Below are 16,841 nucleotides of genomic sequence, written 5' to 3'. Positions count from 1 at the left end.
AGTGGTTGCCGGATGGCGACTGACGTCTTATCAGGCCTACGGGTTATGGACCTTGTAGGCCTGATAAGCGGAGCGTCATCAGGCAAATAATTGCAGGAAATCTTTAAAAACTGCCGATGTACTTCCCCTTCTCAGGCGAGAAGGCAGGGGAGAGGGCACAGGCCCTAAGACAGTTTCTAAAGGTTCCTTCGCGGGCCTGAACAGAAGAGCTCGCAAGTGAACCCCGGCACGCAGACCCGGTACCCCGGTGTGCGTGGTAGTTTCTACGGCGAAAGTAAGCATAAAAATGCTTAAGGGATCACGATGCAGAACGGCGCAATGAAAGCCTGGCTGGACTCTTCTTACCTCTCTGGTTCCAACCAGAGCTGGATAGAACAGCTCTATGAAGACTTCTTAACCGATCCTGACTCTGTCGACGCCAACTGGCGTTCCATGTTCCAGCAACTGCCTGGCACCGGAGTCAAACCCGATCAATTTCATTCCACAACGCGTGATTACTTCCGCCGTCTGGCGAAGGATGCCTCGCGTTACTCTTCCGCGATTTCCGATCCCGATACCAACGCGAAGCAGGTAAAAGTCCTGCAGCTGATCAACGCCTGGCGTTTCCGTGGTCATCAGGCCGCGAATCTCGATCCGCTCGGGCTGTGGAAGCAGGAGCCCGTGGCCGATCTGGAACCTGCGTTCCACGATCTGACCGAAGCCGATCTCCAGGACAGCTTTAACGTGGGCTCTTTTGCCATCGGCAAAGAAACCATGAAGCTGGGCGATTTGATTGCCGCGCTGAAGCAAACCTACGGTGGCTCCATCGGCGCGGAATACATGCACATTACCTCCACGGAAGAGAAGCGCTGGATCCAGCAGCGTATCGAATCGGTGGTCGGTCACGCGAGCTTTACCGCTGATGAGAAAAAACGCTTCCTGACTGAGCTGACAGCGGCGGAAGGCCTTGAGCGTTATCTGGGCGCGAAATTCCCGGGTGCGAAACGCTTCTCGCTGGAAGGCGGCGATGCGCTGGTGCCGATGCTGAAAGAGCTTATCCGCCACGCGGGTAAGAGCGGCACCCGTGAAGTGGTGCTGGGCATGGCGCACCGCGGTCGTCTGAACGTGCTGATCAACGTGCTGGGTAAAAAACCGCAGGATCTGTTCGATGAATTCGCCGGTAAACATAAAGAACACCTCGGCACCGGCGACGTGAAGTATCACATGGGCTTCTCGTCTGACATGGAAACCGAAGGCGGCCTGGTTCACCTGGCGCTGGCGTTCAACCCGTCGCACCTTGAAATCGTGAGCCCGGTAGTTATCGGTTCCGTACGCGCCCGTCTGGATCGTCTGGAAGAGCCAAGCAGCAATAAAGTATTGCCAATCACCATTCACGGCGACGCCGCCGTGGCGGGCCAGGGCGTGGTTCAGGAAACCCTGAACATGTCCAAAGCACGCGGTTACGAAGTGGGCGGTACCGTTCGCATCGTTATCAACAATCAGGTGGGCTTCACTACGTCCAACCCGCTGGATGCGCGCTCCACGCCGTACTGTACCGATATCGGTAAGATGGTGATGGCGCCGATCTTCCACGTGAACGCAGATGACCCGGAAGCCGTGGCGTTTGTGACTCGCCTGGCGCTGGACTTCCGTAACACCTTCAAACGCGATGTGTTCATCGATCTGGTTTGCTACCGTCGTCACGGCCATAACGAAGCCGACGAGCCAAGCGCAACCCAGCCGCTGATGTACCAGAAAATCAAAAAGCATCCGACTCCGCGCAAACTGTACGCTGACAAGCTTGAAGGCGAAAAAGTTGCGACGCTGGAAGATGCCACCGAGATGGTCAATCTCTACCGCGATGCGCTGGATGCCGGTGAATGCGTGGTGAAAGAGTGGCGTCCGATGAACATGCACTCCTTCACCTGGTCACCGTACCTCAACCACGAGTGGGATGAGAGCTACCCGAATAAGGTGGAAGTGAAGCGTCTGCAGGAGCTTGCGAAACGCATCAGCACCGTGCCTGAATCCGTTGAGATGCAGTCCCGCGTAGCGAAAATCTACGGTGACCGCCAGGCGATGGCCGCAGGTGAGAAGCTGTTCGACTGGGGCGGCGCAGAAACGCTGGCTTACGCAACGCTGGTTGATGAAGGCATTCCGGTGCGTCTGTCCGGTGAAGATGCCGGTCGCGGCACGTTCTTCCACCGTCATGCGGTTATCCACAACCAGGTTAACGGCTCCACTTATACCCCGCTTGAGCACGTGCACAACGGTCAGGGTCAGTTCCGCGTCTGGGACTCCGTGCTGTCTGAAGAGGCCGTTCTGGCCTTCGAATACGGCTACGCCACCGCAGAACCGCGCATTCTGACTATCTGGGAAGCGCAGTTCGGTGACTTCGCCAACGGTGCGCAGGTGGTTATTGACCAGTTCATCAGCTCCGGTGAGCAAAAATGGGGCCGGATGTGTGGCCTGACCATGCTGCTGCCGCACGGCTACGAAGGGCAGGGTCCGGAGCACTCCTCCGCGCGCCTGGAGCGCTATCTGCAACTTTGTGCTGAGCAGAACATGCAGGTGTGCGTGCCGTCGACTCCGGCTCAGGTTTACCACATGCTGCGTCGTCAGGCGCTGCGCGGAATGCGCCGTCCGCTGGTGGTGATGTCACCGAAATCCCTGCTGCGTCATCCGCTGGCGGTTTCCAGCCTTGATGAGCTGGCGAACGGCACCTTCCAGCCGGCGATCGGTGAAATTGACGAGCTGGATCCGAAGGCGGTGAAACGCGTCGTCATGTGCTCTGGTAAGGTTTACTACGACCTGCTGGAACAGCGTCGCAAAAACGATCAGAAAGATGTCGCCATCGTGCGTATCGAACAGCTTTATCCGTTCCCGCATCAGGCTATGCAGGATGCGCTGAAACCTTATGCTCACGTACATGACTTTGTCTGGTGCCAGGAAGAGCCGCTCAACCAGGGCGCCTGGTACTGCAGCCAGCATCACTTACGTGAAGTCATTCCATTTGGGTCTGCCCTGCGTTACGCAGGTCGCCCGGCCTCTGCTTCTCCGGCAGTAGGGTATATGTCCGTTCACCAGAAACAGCAGCAAGATCTGGTCAATGACGCGCTGAACGTCGATTAATTAAAGGATACAAAATGAGTAGCGTAGATATTCTTGTTCCCGACCTGCCAGAATCCGTAGCCGATGCCACGGTTGCCACCTGGCACAAGAAGCCAGGCGACGCGGTTGTCCGCGATGAAGTGCTGGTCGAAATCGAAACTGACAAAGTGGTACTGGAAGTACCGGCGTCGGCGGACGGCATTCTCGATGCCGTACTGGAAGATGAAGGCACAACCGTGACTTCCCGTCAGATCCTGGGTCGCCTGCGTGAAGGTAACAGCGCCGGTAAAGCCACTGAAGCGAAAGCGGACACCAAAGAGTCTACGCCGGCCCAGCGCCAGCAGGCTTCTCTGGAAGAGCAGAGCAATGATGCCCTGAGCCCGGCGATTCGTCGCCTGCTGGCTGAGCACAATCTCGAAGCCAGCGCCATTAAAGGCACCGGTGTCGGTGGTCGTCTGACCCGTGAAGACGTGGAAAAACACCTGGCGAAAGCCCCGGCTAAAGCAGAAGCGAAAGCGCCTGCCGCGGCTCCGGCTGCAGCACCAGCCCCGCTGGCTGGCCGCTCCGAAAAACGCGTACCAATGACCCGTCTGCGTAAACGCGTGGCCGAGCGTCTGCTGGAAGCGAAAAACTCCACCGCTATGCTGACTACGTTTAACGAAGTCAACATGAAGCCAATCATGGATCTGCGTAAGCAGTACGGCGATGCGTTTGAAAAACGTCACGGTATCCGTCTGGGCTTCATGTCCTTCTACGTGAAAGCCGTGGTTGAAGCGCTGAAACGCTACCCGGAAGTGAACGCCTCCATCGACGGCGACGATGTGGTGTATCACAACTACTTCGACGTGAGCATGGCTGTTTCTACTCCTCGCGGTCTGGTCACGCCAGTACTGCGCGACGTTGACGCGCTGGGCATGGCGGACATCGAGAAAAACATCAAAGAGCTGGCGGTGAAAGGCCGTGACGGCAAGCTGACCGTGGAAGATCTGACCGGTGGTAACTTCACCATCACCAACGGCGGCGTGTTCGGTTCACTGATGTCCACCCCGATCATCAACCCACCGCAGAGTGCGATTCTTGGCATGCACGCCATCAAAGATCGCCCAATGGCGGTAGACGGTAAAGTAGAGATCCTGCCGATGATGTATCTGGCACTCTCCTACGATCACCGCCTGATTGACGGTCGTGAATCCGTGGGCTTCCTCGTGGCCATTAAAGAGCTGCTGGAAGATCCAACTCGTCTGCTGCTGGACGTGTAGTAAAAAGAGTATCACCTGCCCTGTAGGCCGGATAAGGCGTTTGCGCCGCCATCCGGCAAAAGTGTAATGCCCGATGGCGCTCTGCGTATCGGGCCTACGGGTTCAAAGATAACGATTACCCTAAAAGTGGATAGAACGCATGAACTTACATGAATACCAGGCCAAACAGCTGTTTGCCCGCTATGGTTTACCTGCGCCAGTAGGCTATGCCTGCTCAACTCCGCGTGAAGCTGAAGAAGCCGCTTCAAAAATTGGTGCGGGCCCATGGGTCGTAAAATGCCAGGTACACGCTGGCGGCCGCGGTAAAGCGGGCGGCGTAAAAGTGGTTAACAGCAAAGAAGACATCCGCGCTTTCGCGGAGCACTGGCTGGGTAAACGCCTGGTAACCTATCAAACAGATGCGAACGGCCAGCCTGTTAACCAGATTCTGGTGGAAGCGGCGACCGATATCGCAAAAGAGCTGTACCTGGGCGCGGTTGTTGACCGCAGCTCCCGTCGCGTGGTGTTCATGGCGTCTACCGAAGGCGGCGTGGAAATCGAAAAAGTGGCGGAAGAAACTCCGCACCTGATCCACAAAGTGGCTATCGATCCGCTGGCGGGCCCAATGCCTTACCAGGGACGCGAACTGGCGTTCAAACTGGGTCTGGAAGGCAAACTGGTTCAGCAGTTCACCAAGATCTTCATGGGCCTGGCAAACATCTTCCTGGAACGCGATCTGGCGCTGATCGAAATCAACCCGCTGGTTATCACCAAACAGGGTGACCTGATCTGCCTCGATGGCAAACTGGGTGCGGACGGCAACGCCCTGTTCCGTCAGCCGGATCTGCGTGAAATGCGCGATCAGTCTCAGGAAGATCCACGTGAAGCGCAGGCTGCACAGTGGGAACTGAACTACGTTGCTCTCGATGGCAATATTGGCTGCATGGTCAACGGCGCGGGTCTGGCGATGGGCACCATGGACATCGTTAAGCTGCACGGCGGTGAACCGGCTAACTTCCTCGACGTTGGCGGCGGCGCAACCAAAGAGCGCGTGACTGAAGCGTTCAAAATTATCCTCTCTGATGACAACGTGAAAGCTGTGCTGGTGAATATCTTCGGCGGCATCGTTCGTTGTGACCTGATTGCTGACGGCATCATCGGTGCAGTAGAAGAAGTGGGCGTGAACGTGCCGGTGGTCGTGCGTCTGGAAGGTAACAACGCCGAGCTCGGCGCGAAAAGACTGGCTGACAGCGGCCTGAATATTATTGCAGCGAAAAGTCTGACCGATGCGGCTCAGCAGGTCGTTCACGCAGTGGAGGGGAAATAATGTCCATTTTAATTGATAAAAACACCAAGGTTATCTGCCAGGGCTTTACCGGTAGCCAGGGGACTTTCCACTCTGAACAAGCGATTGCTTACGGCACCAACATGGTTGGCGGCGTAACGCCAGGAAAAGGCGGCACCACGCATCTTGGCCTGCCGGTCTTCAACACCGTGCGTGAAGCAGTAGAAGCGACGGGCGCAACCGCCACCGTTATCTACGTTCCGGCGCCGTTCTGCAAAGACTCCATCCTGGAAGCCATCGATGCAGGCATCAAGCTTATCATCACCATCACCGAAGGCATCCCGACTCTGGATATGCTGACCGTGAAGGTCAAGCTGGATGAAGCGGGCGTGCGCATGATTGGACCGAACTGCCCGGGCGTTATTACCCCAGGCGCCAGCAAAATCGGCATCATGCCAGGCCACATTCACAAGCCTGGCAAAGTGGGCATCGTTTCCCGCTCCGGCACCCTGACCTATGAAGCGGTTAAGCAGACCACCGACTATGGTTTCGGCCAGTCCACCTGTGTGGGTATCGGCGGTGACCCGATCCCGGGTTCTAACTTCATCGACATCCTGAAGATGTTCCAGGAAGATCCGCAGACTGAAGCAATCGTGATGATCGGTGAGATCGGCGGTAGCGCAGAAGAAGAAGCTGCTGCGTATATCAAAGATCATGTGACTAAGCCTGTAGTCGGCTACATCGCGGGCGTCACTGCACCGAAAGGCAAGCGTATGGGTCACGCAGGTGCAATCATTGCGGGCGGGAAAGGTACGGCGGATGAGAAATTCGCAGCCCTGGAAGCCGCGGGCGTGAAAACCGTTCGCAGCCTCGCCGACATCGGTGAAGCGCTGAAAACCATCATTAACTGATAATCCTCTCTGCTCCCCGTGCGGGGAGCTTTATATGTCCCTTTTCGACATGGTTGGCCACCTTAGCGGGTGGCCTTTTTTATACCTGCGCATTGTCCGCGTCGCTGTGGCGTATCCGCTCTGATCAATAATTCTGCAAACGAGTCCCGACTGCACATTGCACGAGCGTTTTCTTTTTAACCCGGCGTTATGTTGGTGTGTTAAATATTAAAATCATTGCTGTGAATGAAATGTAATAAAAAGCAGCTATACTTGGCGGCAGAAAAAGCCTTTCTCAGGGTTTAAACTTCTAATCCTGTTCCTCTTTCTCGTCTTATTGTGCCCGCAGTTAAAAAGCCATTACCTTTCGTGCCAATTTCGTCTTATTTGATAACCATCAATGTCATGCCGCGAACATGTTTTTAACATTGATTTCACTATGAATCATAGTGCGCATACAGAATTAACATGTGAGGGTGAAATTGATTTAAATCAATATGTAATGCCTGGAAAAACGTAGTGTAAAGCGGTAAATTGATCGCAGATCAAAGTGGTCGAAATGCACCATCTTAGCTATATATTGATCAGCGTCGAAAAACGTAAATCTTACTCAATAAAAACCTGTTTATTGTAAGGGTTTTACGGCGTAATATATTCATGGGATCAATTTGGGTTTTTTATTAACTTATTTGTAACCTTTGCTTAGTGCCGTTATCACATACGATCGCGGCAACGGGACGGGAAGCAAATCAATTTGTATTGGGGCATGCGTGTGAATCCTTTCTAACGGGATTCACTCTCGGAGTCTTCATGCGATGAGCAAGGAGTCATGATGTTAGATATAGTCGAACTGTCGCGCTTACAGTTTGCCTTGACCGCGATGTACCACTTCCTTTTTGTGCCACTGACGCTCGGTATGGCGTTCCTGCTGGCCATTATGGAAACGGTCTACGTCCTTTCCGGCAAACAGATTTATAAAGATATGACCAAGTTCTGGGGCAAGTTGTTTGGTATCAACTTCGCTCTGGGTGTGGCAACCGGCCTGACCATGGAGTTCCAGTTCGGGACTAACTGGTCTTACTATTCCCACTACGTGGGCGATATCTTCGGTGCGCCGCTGGCGATCGAAGGGCTGATGGCCTTCTTCCTCGAATCCACCTTTGTAGGTCTGTTCTTCTTCGGTTGGGATCGTCTGGGTAAAATCCAACACATGGCGGTGACCTGGCTCGTTGCGCTGGGTTCAAACATGTCCGCACTCTGGATTCTGGTCGCCAACGGCTGGATGCAGAACCCGGTGGCATCAGACTTCAACTTCGAAACCATGCGCATGGAGATGGTGAGCTTCTCCGAGCTCGTCCTGAACCCGGTTGCTCAGGTGAAATTCGTGCACACCGTGGCATCCGGCTACGTGTGCGGCGCGATGTTCATCCTCGGTATCAGTTCCTACTATATGCTGCGTAATCGCGATTTCGCTTTCGCGAAACGCTCCTTTGCTATTGCCGCGAGCTTCGGTATGGCCGCAGTACTCTCCGTTATCGTGCTGGGTGATGAATCCGGTTACGAAATGGGTGACGTACAGAAAACCAAACTGGCCGCCATTGAAGCCGAATGGGAAACGCAGCCAGCACCGGCTTCCTTTACCCTGTTTGGTATTCCCGATCAGGATGCGCAGAAAAACCATCTGCAAATTCAAATTCCTTACGCGCTGGGCATCATCGCCACCCGTTCTGTTGATAAGCAGGTGACGGGCCTGAAAGAGCTGATGGTTCAGCACGAAGAGCGTATTCGTAACGGGATGAAGGCTTACAAACTGCTGGAAGAACTGCGTTCCGGTTCAGCCGATCAGTCCGTACGTAACGAATTTAACAGCGTGAAAAAAGACCTGGGTTACGGTCTGCTGCTGAAGCGTTATACCCCGAACGTCTCTGATGCGACGGAAGCACAAATCCAGCAGGCGACGAAAGACTCGATTCCTCGCGTCGCTCCACTGTACTTTGCTTTCCGTATCATGGTGGCGTGCGGCGTGCTGATGCTGCTTATCATCGCCGCCTGCTTCTGGACGGTTATTCGTAACCGTATCGGTAGCAAAAAATGGCTGCTGCGTGCTTGCCTGTACGGTATACCGCTGCCGTGGATCGCCATTGAGTCCGGCTGGTTTGTCGCAGAATATGGTCGTCAGCCGTGGGCGATAGGTGAGGTGTTACCGACGGCCGTAGCGAACTCGTCGCTGACCGCAGGCGATCTCCTCTTCTCGATGTTGCTGATTTGCGGCCTGTACACGGTGTTCCTGGTAGCGGAAATGTTCCTGATGTTCAAATTTGCGCGTCTGGGACCAAGCAGCCTGAAAACCGGTCGTTACCATTTTGAGCAGACCCCTGTGTCTGGTCAGCCGGCACGCTAAGACAGGAGTCGTCAAATGTTCGATTATGAAGTATTACGTTTTATCTGGTGGCTGCTGGTTGGCATTCTGCTGATTGGTTTTGCGGTCGCTGATGGTTTCGACATGGGGGTGGGCATGCTCACCCGTCTGCTTGGTCGCACTGACACCGAGCGTCGAATCATGATTAACTCCATCGCCCCGCACTGGGACGGTAACCAGGTGTGGCTGATCACCGCAGGTGGCGCACTGTTCGCTGCCTGGCCGATGGTCTATGCGGCTGCGTTCTCCGGTTTCTACGTGGCGATGATTCTGGTGCTGGCCTCTTTATTCTTCCGTCCGGTTGGTTTCGACTACCGTTCCAAGATTGAAGATACCCGCTGGCGCAACATGTGGGACTGGGGCATCTTCATCGGTAGCTTCGTGCCACCGCTGGTGATTGGCGTGGCGTTCGGTAATCTGATTCAGGGCGTACCGTTCCATCTCGACGAGTATATGCGTCTTTACTACACCGGTAACTTCTTCCAACTGCTCAATCCGTTTGGTCTGCTGGCGGGGATTGTGAGCGTGGCGATGATCCTGACGCAGGGCGCAACCTATCTGCAAATGCGTACCGCAGGCGAGCTGCATCTGCGCACGCGTACCGTTTCTCAGGTAGCGGCTCTGGTGACCATGGTGTGCTTCGTTCTGGCGGGCGTCTGGGTTTACTACGGCATTGATGGCTACGTGGTGAAATCGGTTCTCGATCACCATGCCGCGTCTAACCCGCTGACTAAAGAAGTCGTGCGTGAAGCGGGTGCCTGGATGGTGAACTTCAACAATATGCCGGCTCTGTGGGCGATTCCAGCCCTGGGCGTGGTGCTGCCGCTGCTGACTATCGTCACTTCGCGCGCAGAGAAGGGCGCCTGGGCGTTCCTGTTCTCCTCGCTGACGCTGGCCTGCATCATCCTGACCGCAGGTATCGCTATGTTCCCATTCATTATGCCTTCAAGCACAATGATGAACGCGAGCCTGACCATGTGGGATGCGACCTCCAGTCAGCTGACGCTGAACGTGATGACTTATGCGGCGATGGTGTTTGTACCGATTATTCTGCTCTACACCGCCTGGTGTTACTGGAAAATGTTCGGTCGTATCACCAAAGATGACATCGAACGCAACACCCATTCCCTGTACTGAGTAAGGAGCAACATATGTGGTACTTCGCATGGATTCTGGGAACGCTTCTGGCTTGTGCGTTCGGCGTGATCACCGCCCTGGCGCTAGAACACGTTGAGTCCGGACAAAAAGAAGATCATTAATGACTAAACTTATCGCAGCGTTGTATGCGGTAATGGACAAGGGCCCGTTAAGGGCCCTTTCGTTACTGATGGCATTAGTGCTGGCGGGCTGCATCTTCTGGGATCCCTCCCGCTTTGCGGCTAAAACCAGCGAACTGGAAATCTGGCATGGTTTCCTGATCATGTGGGCGGTGTGTGCGGGCGTCATTCATGGCGTGGGTTTTCGTCCAAAGGCAATCCACTGGCAGGGGATTTTTTGCCCACTGATTGCTGACCTCGTCCTGCTTGCCGGGCTGATTTTCTTTTACGCCTGATTCAGAAACATCCGTTAATCGCTATGGGCTTGTTCGAGCCCATAAAAATTTACTCTCCGTTTACTTTCCCCCATTCCAAACCATCATTCCCGCGCGTATAGTAGCGAAGTTTGAAAGCCCTAAATATTGTTTGCATTACCGGGATGTAAAGTGAATACAACGCTGTTTCGATGGCCGGTTCGTGTCTATTACGAAGACACCGACGCCGGTGGTGTGGTTTACCACGCCAGCTATGTCGCTTTCTATGAGAGAGCACGCACTGAGATGCTGCGCCACCATCACTTCAGCCAACAGGTTCTGCTGGCTGAACGCGTTGCCTTTGTGGTGCGCAAGATGACGCTGGAGTATTTCGCCGCCGCCAGACTCGACGACATGCTCGAAGTCCAGACGGAAATTACAGCGATGCGGGGCACCTCTCTGGTGTTCACGCAGCGGATAGTCAACGCAGAAAACAAAGTCCTCAACGAGGCGGAAGTGCTGATTGTTTGCGTTGATCCACTCTTAATGAAGCCTCGTGCGCTTCCCAAGTCTATTGTCGCGGAGTTTAAGCAGTGACTGACATGAATATCCTTGATTTGTTCCTGAAGGCAAGCCTTCTGGTTAAACTTATCATGTTGATCTTGATTGGTTTTTCAATCGCTTCCTGGGCCATCATTATCCAGAGAACGCGTATCCTCAATGCGGCAGGTCGCGAAGCTGAAGCCTTCGAAGACAAGTTCTGGTCCGGCATTGAACTCTCTCGCCTGTATCAGGAAAGCCAGGGCCGTCGCGACAACCTGACCGGTTCAGAGCAGATTTTCTACAGTGGCTTCAAAGAGTTTGCTCGTTTACATCGGGCGAACAGCCACGCGCCTGAAGCGATTGTGGAAGGGGCGTCGCGTGCGATGCGCATCTCCATGAACCGAGAGCTGGAAAACCTCGAAAACCACATTCCTTTCCTCGGCACAGTCGGTTCCATCAGCCCGTATATCGGCCTGTTTGGCACAGTGTGGGGGATCATGCACGCCTTTATCGCACTGGGTGCGGTAAAAGTGGCAACGTTGCAGATGGTGGCTCCAGGTATTGCCGAAGCGCTGATCGCAACCGCGATTGGTCTGTTTGCCGCGATTCCAGCGGTTATGGCTTATAACCGCCTGAACCAACGCGTGAACAAGCTGGAGCTGAACTACGACAACTTTATGGAAGAGTTCACCGCGATTCTGCACCGCCAGGCATTTACCAGCAGCGAAAGCAACAAGGGGTAAACCATGGCCAGACGTGGACGCGGACGTCGTGAACTGAAGTCCGAAATTAACATCGTTCCGTTGCTGGATGTGCTGCTGGTGCTGCTGCTGATCTTCATGGCGACAGCGCCGATCATTTCGCAGAGCGTGGATGTCAATCTGCCAGATGCGACCGAGTCGCAGGCCGTCAGCACCAATGACGATCCGCCGGTGATTGTGGAAGTGTCCGGAGTAGGGCAGTACAGCGTCAATGTCGGTCCGGACAAGATGCCACAGCTGCCGCCGGAGCAGGTTGTTGCTGAAGCTCAGCGTCGGCTGCAGGCGAATCCGAAAACGATCTTCCTGATCGGTGGCGCGAAAGATGTGCCTTACGATGAAATCATTAAAGCGCTAAACCTGTTGCACAGCGCGGGTGTGAAGTCAGTGGGTTTAATGACCCAGCCAATCTGACCCGGCTAACAGGCTAACAGTTTTTGGGAACCGAGAGTGTCAAAGGCAACCGACCAACAAAACGAAAAGCTTAAACGCGCGATTATCATTTCAGTCGTCTTGCATATCATTCTGATTGCACTGCTGATTTGGAGTTCGTTCGATGAGCATATAGATGCTTCGGCAGGCGGGGGCGGTGGCTCATCTATTGATGCGGTGATGGTCGACCCGGGTGCGGTCGTGCAGAACTACAATCGTCAACAGAACCAGCAGGCAAGCGCTCGTCGCGCGGAAGAGCAGCGTGAAAAACAGGCGCAGCAGCAGGCGGAAGAGATGCGAGAAAAGCAGGCCGCCGAACAGGAGCGCCTGAAGCAGCTCGAGCAGGATCGTCTGAAAGCACAGGAAGAAGCCGCTAAGCAGGCTGACGCGCAAAAACAAGCGGAGCAGGCAGCTAAGCAGGCGCAGGAACAGCAGAAGCAGGCGGAAGAAGCCGCCGTGAAAGCGGCGGCGCTGGCGAAGGCCAAAGCAGACGCCCAGGCGAAAGTTGCGGCCGAAGCCGCGAAGAAAGCGGCGGCGGATGCTCAGAAGAAAGCCGAGGCGGAAGCAGCAAAAGCCGCAGCTGACGCTCAGAAGAAAGCTGAGGCCGAAGCGGCGAAAAAAGCTCAGCAAGACGCTGAGAAAAAAGCTGCCGCCGATGCCGCGAAAAAAGCCGCCGCAGCAGAGAAAGCTGCGGCTGCAAAAGCAGCTGAAAAAGCGGCCGCAGATAAAGCCGCTGCCGAGAAAGCTGCCGCCGAAAAGGCTGCTGCAAAGAAAGCCGCAGCTGACAAGGCTGCTGCAGATAAGGCCGCTGCGGCTAAAGCGGCAGCAGCGAAAAAAGCAGCTGAAGCAAAAGAAGCATCGGGCGTTGACGACCTGCTGGGCGATCTCAGCTCAGGTAAGAATGCGCCGAAAACCGGTGGCGGAGCGACAGGAAACAATGCCGCCGCCGCCGGAAGCGGTAACACTAAGAACAACGGCGCTTCAGGCGCGGATATCAGCAACTATGCCGGACAGATTAAAGCGGCTATTGAAAGTCGCTTTTATGATGCTTCTTCGTACGCAGGTAAAGTGTGTACGCTGCGTGTCAAACTGAATCCTGACGGTACTTTAGCTAGTATCACCTCTGAGGGCGGCGATCCGGCGCTTTGTACTGCGGCACTGGCTGCAGCACGACAGGCTCGGTTCCCTAAACCGCCATCAGAAGCCGTGTATGAAGTGTTCAAAAATGCGCCGCTGGACTTCAAACCTTAAGGCAGATTTCCCCGTACAAGCGGGGAAAAATGTACCAGGCAAGTCTCAGGGTTTTGGTAGTTTTGTGTATTTGAGTTTGTTAACATTCTGCTAAATTATCGTGGGCTTTTCGCCTGGATAAGGGAGATATGATGAAGCAGGCATTAAAAGTAGCATTTGGTTTTCTGATGCTGTTTGCAGCGGCGCTGCACGCAGAAGTACGTATCGAAATCACCCAGGGGGTGGATTCGGCACGCCCAATCGGCGTGGCGCCATTTAAATGGGCCGGTCCGGGTGCGGCACCTGAAGATGTTGGCGGTATCGTTGCGGCTGACCTGCGTAACAGCGGTAAATTTAACCCGCTCGATCGTTCTCGTCTGCCTCAGCAGCCGGGTTCTGCTCAGGAAGTTCAGCCTGCGGCATGGTCTGCGCTCGGTATTGACGCTGTTGTCGTCGGCCAGGTGACGCCAAACGGTGACGGTTCTTACACCGTGGCTTACCAGCTGGTAGACACCGGCGGCGCGCCGGGTACCGTTCTGGCTCAGAACTCCTACAAAGTGAACAAGCAGTGGCTGCGCTATGCGGGCCATACTGCCAGTGACGAAGTATTTGAGAAGCTAACTGGTATCAAAGGTGCCTTCCGCACTCGTATCGCTTACGTAGTACAGACTAACGGCGGCCAGTTCCCGTATGAGCTGCGCGTATCTGACTATGATGGTTACAACCAGTTCGTGGTTCACCGTTCTCCGCAGCCTCTGATGTCTCCGGCGTGGTCTCCGGACGGTTCAAAACTGGCTTACGTTACCTTCGAAAGCGGTCGTTCTGCGCTGGTTATTCAGACGCTGGCAAACGGTGCTATTCGTCAGGTTGCTTCGTTCCCGCAGCACAACGGCGCACCATCATTCTCTCCTGACGGCTCCAAACTGGCCTTCGCTCTGTCGAAAACCGGTAGCCTGCAGCTGTACGTGATGGAGCTGGGCTCCGGTCAGATTCAGCAGGTGACGACGGGCCGCAGTAACAACACGGAACCAAGCTGGTTCCCGGACAGCCAGTCTCTGGCCTTTACTTCAGACCAGGCCGGTCGTCCGCAGATTTATAAAGTTGGTATTAACGGCGGTACTCCACAGCGTATTACCTGGGAAGGTGCTCAGAACCAGGACGTGGATGTGAGCTCCGACGGCAAATTTATGGTGATGGTGAGCTCGGCTAACGGCCAGCAGCATATTGCCAAACAAGATCTGGCAGCGGGTGGCGTACAGGTTCTGTCGTCAACGTTCCTGGATGAAACGCCAAGTCTGGCACCGAACGGCACAATGGTTATCTACAGCTCTTCTCAGGGGATGGGATCCGTGCTGAATCTGGTTTCTACAGATGGGCGTTTCAAAGCGCGTCTTCCGGCAACTGATGGACAGGTTAAATCGCCTGCCTGGTCGCCGTATCTGTGATAATAATTAATTGAATATTATAGGAATCAAAGAAATGCAACTGAACAAAGTGCTGAAAGGACTGATGATCGCTCTGCCAGTAATGGCTATCGCGGCGTGTTCTTCCAACAAGAATGCCAGCAACGATCAGAGCGGTGAAGGCATGATGGGTGCTGGCACTGGTATGGATGCTAACGGTAACGGCAACATGTCTTCTGAAGAGCAAGCTCGTCTGCAGATGCAGCAGCTGCAGCAGAACAACATCGTTTACTTCGATCTCGACAAGTACGATATCCGTTCTGACTTCGCTGCCATGCTGGACGCGCACGCAAACTTCCTGCGTAGCAACCCGTCTTACAAAGTCACCGTAGAAGGTCACGCTGACGAACGTGGTACTCCAGAGTACAACATCGCGCTGGGCGAACGTCGTGCTAACGCGGTTAAAATGTACCTGCAGGGTAAAGGCGTTTCTGCTGACCAGATCTCCATCGTTTCTTACGGTAAAGAGAAACCTGCAGTACTGGGTCACGACGAAGCGGCTTACTCCAAAAACCGTCGTGCCGTACTGGTTTACTAAGAGAATTGCATGAGCAGTAACTTCAGACATCACCTGTTGAGTCTGTCGTTACTGGTTGGCATAGCGGCCCCCTGGGCCGCTAATGCTCAGGCGCCAATCAGTAGTGTCGGCTCAGGCTCGGTCGAAGACCGCGTCACTCAACTCGAGCGTATTTCCAACGCTCACAGTCAACTTTTGACTCAACTCCAGCAACAGCTTCAGGACAACCAGGCCGATATTGATGCCCTGCGTGGTCAGATTCAGGAAAGCCAGTATCAGCTCAATCAGGCGGTTGATCGCCAGAAGCAGATCCAGTCTCAGCTTGATGGCATGAGCAGCGGCGGTAATGCGGCTCAGGCGCAGCCAGCAGCAGGCGATCAGAGCGGGGCGGCTGCAGCTACCGCAGCACCGTCAGCGGGCGCGGCAGCGTCAGGCTCGCCTGTGCAGAGCGGGGATGCCAACACGGATTACAATGCGGCTATCGCCCTGGTGAAAGATGCTTCTCGCCAGGATGACGCCATTGCCGCATTTCAGGCTTTCGTCAAAAAATACCCGGATTCAACCTACCAGCCGAATGCCAACTACTGGCTCGGACAGCTGAATTACAACAAGGGTAAAAAGGATGATGCGGCGTTTTATTTTGCCTCCGTGGTGAAAAATTACCCAAAATCACCGAAAGCCTCCGACGCGATGTTTAAAGTCGGTGTGATCATGCAGGACAAAGGTGATACTGCGAAAGCCAAAGCGGTTTATCAGCAGGTGGCCGCTAAATATCCTGGCACTGAAGGAGCCAAACAGGCACAAAAACGCCTGAATGGACTCTGATGCTTATGGCATGACCTGAAATTGAACTCTTTCTGGTCATGCCGCATGAATCATAAGCACTTAGCGCATTTTATTCGAAAAATTTGTTGCGCTGAAATCTGAAACCAGTAATATATGCCGCCGTTGCCAAGGGATATCAAACATCCTGAAAGCCGCGAAAACAGTGGGTCGTTAGCTCAGTTGGTAGAGCAGTTGACTTTTAATCAATTGGTCGCAGGTTCGAATCCTGCACGACCCACCACTACTAAAGTAGATTGTGGTAGTAAAGCGTGAAGGAAACGTTGCTTCAGCAACGGCCCGTAGGGCGAGGCTTCGGCCGAGTCATCCTGCACGACCCACCACTAACTTAAGTTAGTAAGAAGTATCCAGCGTAGTATCGGGTGATTAGCTCAGCTGGGAGAGCACCTCCCTTACAAGGAGGGGGTCGGCGGTTCGATCCCGTCATCACCCACCACTTCGGGTCGTTAGCTCAGTTGGTAGAGCAGTTGACTTTTAATCAATTGGTCGCAGGTTCGAATCCTGCACGACCCACCAATATTTTGGTGAAATCGAGTGTTCAGCAGTACCTCTTCGAAGCAACACCCTATGGGTCGTTAGCTCAGTTGGTAGAGCAGTTGACTTTTAATCAATTGGTCGCAGGT

General features: G+C 54.3%; 15 protein-coding genes and 3 tRNA genes. All 18 read left to right on the top strand.

All coding sequences use genetic code 11. The features are described from left to right. Positions 1–303: 303 nt before the first annotated feature. The 18 genes from sucA (at position 304) to RTU33_RS17860 (ending at position 16,734) form a co-directional block, all read left to right on the top strand. Complete coding sequence (gene sucA / locus RTU33_RS17945; RefSeq protein ID WP_312629157.1) at positions 304–3,111, top strand: 2-oxoglutarate dehydrogenase E1 component; 2,808 nt, start codon at positions 304–306, stop codon at positions 3,109–3,111. Between the two features lie 14 nt (positions 3,112–3,125). Next, positions 3,126–4,349, top strand: a complete 1,224-nt coding sequence (gene odhB, locus RTU33_RS17940; protein ID WP_312629156.1) for a 2-oxoglutarate dehydrogenase complex dihydrolipoyllysine-residue succinyltransferase — start codon at positions 3,126–3,128, stop codon at positions 4,347–4,349. Between the two features lie 139 nt (positions 4,350–4,488). After that, positions 4,489–5,655, top strand: coding sequence for an ADP-forming succinate--CoA ligase subunit beta (gene sucC / locus RTU33_RS17935; protein WP_097164741.1), 1,167 nt, complete (start codon positions 4,489–4,491; stop codon positions 5,653–5,655). Then, the gene (gene sucD / locus RTU33_RS17930; RefSeq protein ID WP_097164740.1) at positions 5,655–6,524 is read left to right on the top strand and encodes a succinate--CoA ligase subunit alpha; all 870 of its coding nucleotides are present in this window, start codon (positions 5,655–5,657) and stop codon (positions 6,522–6,524) included. Before sucC ends, sucD begins: the two co-directional genes overlap by 1 nt. 811 nt (positions 6,525–7,335) lie before the next feature. After that, positions 7,336–8,904, top strand: coding sequence for a cytochrome ubiquinol oxidase subunit I (gene cydA / locus RTU33_RS17925; protein ID WP_312629212.1), 1,569 nt, complete (start codon positions 7,336–7,338; stop codon positions 8,902–8,904). Positions 8,905–8,919: 15 nt separating this feature from the next. Beyond that, the gene (cydB, locus tag RTU33_RS17920; RefSeq protein WP_312629154.1) at positions 8,920–10,059 is read left to right on the top strand and encodes a cytochrome d ubiquinol oxidase subunit II; all 1,140 of its coding nucleotides are present in this window, start codon (positions 8,920–8,922) and stop codon (positions 10,057–10,059) included. A 14-nt stretch (positions 10,060–10,073) separates the two neighbouring features. Next, positions 10,074–10,181, top strand: a complete 108-nt coding sequence (gene cydX / locus RTU33_RS17915; protein ID WP_097164737.1) for a cytochrome bd-I oxidase subunit CydX — start codon at positions 10,074–10,076, stop codon at positions 10,179–10,181. Next, positions 10,181–10,474, top strand: coding sequence for a cyd operon protein YbgE (ybgE, locus tag RTU33_RS17910; protein WP_312629152.1), 294 nt, complete (start codon positions 10,181–10,183; stop codon positions 10,472–10,474). The genes cydX and ybgE overlap by 1 nt, the downstream gene beginning before the upstream one ends. Positions 10,475–10,624: 150 nt before the next feature. Next, positions 10,625–11,029 (top strand): tol-pal system-associated acyl-CoA thioesterase, encoded by a 405-nt coding sequence (gene ybgC, locus RTU33_RS17905; protein WP_097164735.1) that lies wholly within the window; start codon positions 10,625–10,627, stop codon positions 11,027–11,029. Further along, positions 11,026–11,718 carry a Tol-Pal system protein TolQ gene (gene tolQ, locus RTU33_RS17900; protein WP_312629151.1) on the top strand — a complete coding sequence of 231 codons (693 nt, stop codon included), beginning with the start codon at positions 11,026–11,028 and terminating at the stop codon, positions 11,716–11,718. Before ybgC ends, tolQ begins: the two co-directional genes overlap by 4 nt. Before the next feature lie 3 nt (positions 11,719–11,721). Then, positions 11,722–12,147, top strand: coding sequence for a colicin uptake protein TolR (gene tolR / locus RTU33_RS17895; protein ID WP_097164733.1), 426 nt, complete (start codon positions 11,722–11,724; stop codon positions 12,145–12,147). 36 nt (positions 12,148–12,183) lie between these two features. After that, positions 12,184–13,416, top strand: coding sequence for a cell envelope integrity protein TolA (gene tolA, locus RTU33_RS17890; protein ID WP_312629148.1), 1,233 nt, complete (start codon positions 12,184–12,186; stop codon positions 13,414–13,416). A gap of 131 nt (positions 13,417–13,547) precedes the next feature. After that, positions 13,548–14,840, top strand: coding sequence for a Tol-Pal system beta propeller repeat protein TolB (gene tolB / locus RTU33_RS17885; protein WP_312629210.1), 1,293 nt, complete (start codon positions 13,548–13,550; stop codon positions 14,838–14,840). Positions 14,841–14,874: 34 nt separating this feature from the next. Further along, positions 14,875–15,396, top strand: a complete 522-nt coding sequence (gene pal, locus RTU33_RS17880; RefSeq protein ID WP_013367056.1) for a peptidoglycan-associated lipoprotein Pal — start codon at positions 14,875–14,877, stop codon at positions 15,394–15,396. A gap of 9 nt (positions 15,397–15,405) precedes the next feature. Next, positions 15,406–16,200, top strand: a complete 795-nt coding sequence (gene cpoB, locus RTU33_RS17875; protein WP_312584974.1) for a cell division protein CpoB — start codon at positions 15,406–15,408, stop codon at positions 16,198–16,200. A gap of 165 nt (positions 16,201–16,365) precedes the next feature. After that, positions 16,366–16,441 (top strand) — tRNA-Lys (locus RTU33_RS17870). A 137-nt stretch (positions 16,442–16,578) separates the two neighbouring features. Further along, a tRNA-Val gene (locus RTU33_RS17865) sits at positions 16,579–16,654 on the top strand. A gap of 4 nt (positions 16,655–16,658) precedes the next feature. After that, positions 16,659–16,734: transfer RNA gene (locus RTU33_RS17860), tRNA-Lys, on the top strand. The last annotated feature ends 107 nt before the right edge of the window (positions 16,735–16,841 follow it).

It is taken from the genome of Scandinavium sp. (assembly GCF_032012665.1).
Classification (GTDB): Bacteria; Pseudomonadota; Gammaproteobacteria; order Enterobacterales; family Enterobacteriaceae; genus Scandinavium.
The sequence above is the reverse complement of the archived record's forward strand: the minus strand, read 5'-3'. Positions and strand labels throughout refer to the sequence as shown.

Excerpts from the sequence above, each read along its gene's own strand:
- sucD (WP_097164740.1), top strand. The coding sequence starts at position 5,655 with ATGTCCATTTTAATTGATAAAAACACCAAGGTTATCTGCCAGGGCTTT.
- cydX (WP_097164737.1), top strand. The coding sequence starts at position 10,074 with ATGTGGTACTTCGCATGGATTCTGGGAACGCTTCTGGCTTGTGCGTTC.
- odhB (WP_312629156.1), top strand. The coding sequence starts at position 3,126 with ATGAGTAGCGTAGATATTCTTGTTCCCGACCTGCCAGAATCCGTAGCC.
- tolR (WP_097164733.1), top strand. The coding sequence starts at position 11,722 with ATGGCCAGACGTGGACGCGGACGTCGTGAACTGAAGTCCGAAATTAAC.
- sucC (WP_097164741.1), top strand. The coding sequence starts at position 4,489 with ATGAACTTACATGAATACCAGGCCAAACAGCTGTTTGCCCGCTATGGT.
- tolB (WP_312629210.1), top strand. The coding sequence starts at position 13,548 with ATGAAGCAGGCATTAAAAGTAGCATTTGGTTTTCTGATGCTGTTTGCA.
- cydB (WP_312629154.1), top strand. The coding sequence starts at position 8,920 with ATGTTCGATTATGAAGTATTACGTTTTATCTGGTGGCTGCTGGTTGGC.
- sucA (WP_312629157.1), top strand. The coding sequence starts at position 304 with ATGCAGAACGGCGCAATGAAAGCCTGGCTGGACTCTTCTTACCTCTCT.
- pal (WP_013367056.1), top strand. The coding sequence starts at position 14,875 with ATGCAACTGAACAAAGTGCTGAAAGGACTGATGATCGCTCTGCCAGTA.
- cydA (WP_312629212.1), top strand. The coding sequence starts at position 7,336 with ATGTTAGATATAGTCGAACTGTCGCGCTTACAGTTTGCCTTGACCGCG.
- ybgE (WP_312629152.1), top strand. The coding sequence starts at position 10,181 with ATGACTAAACTTATCGCAGCGTTGTATGCGGTAATGGACAAGGGCCCG.
- cpoB (WP_312584974.1), top strand. The coding sequence starts at position 15,406 with ATGAGCAGTAACTTCAGACATCACCTGTTGAGTCTGTCGTTACTGGTT.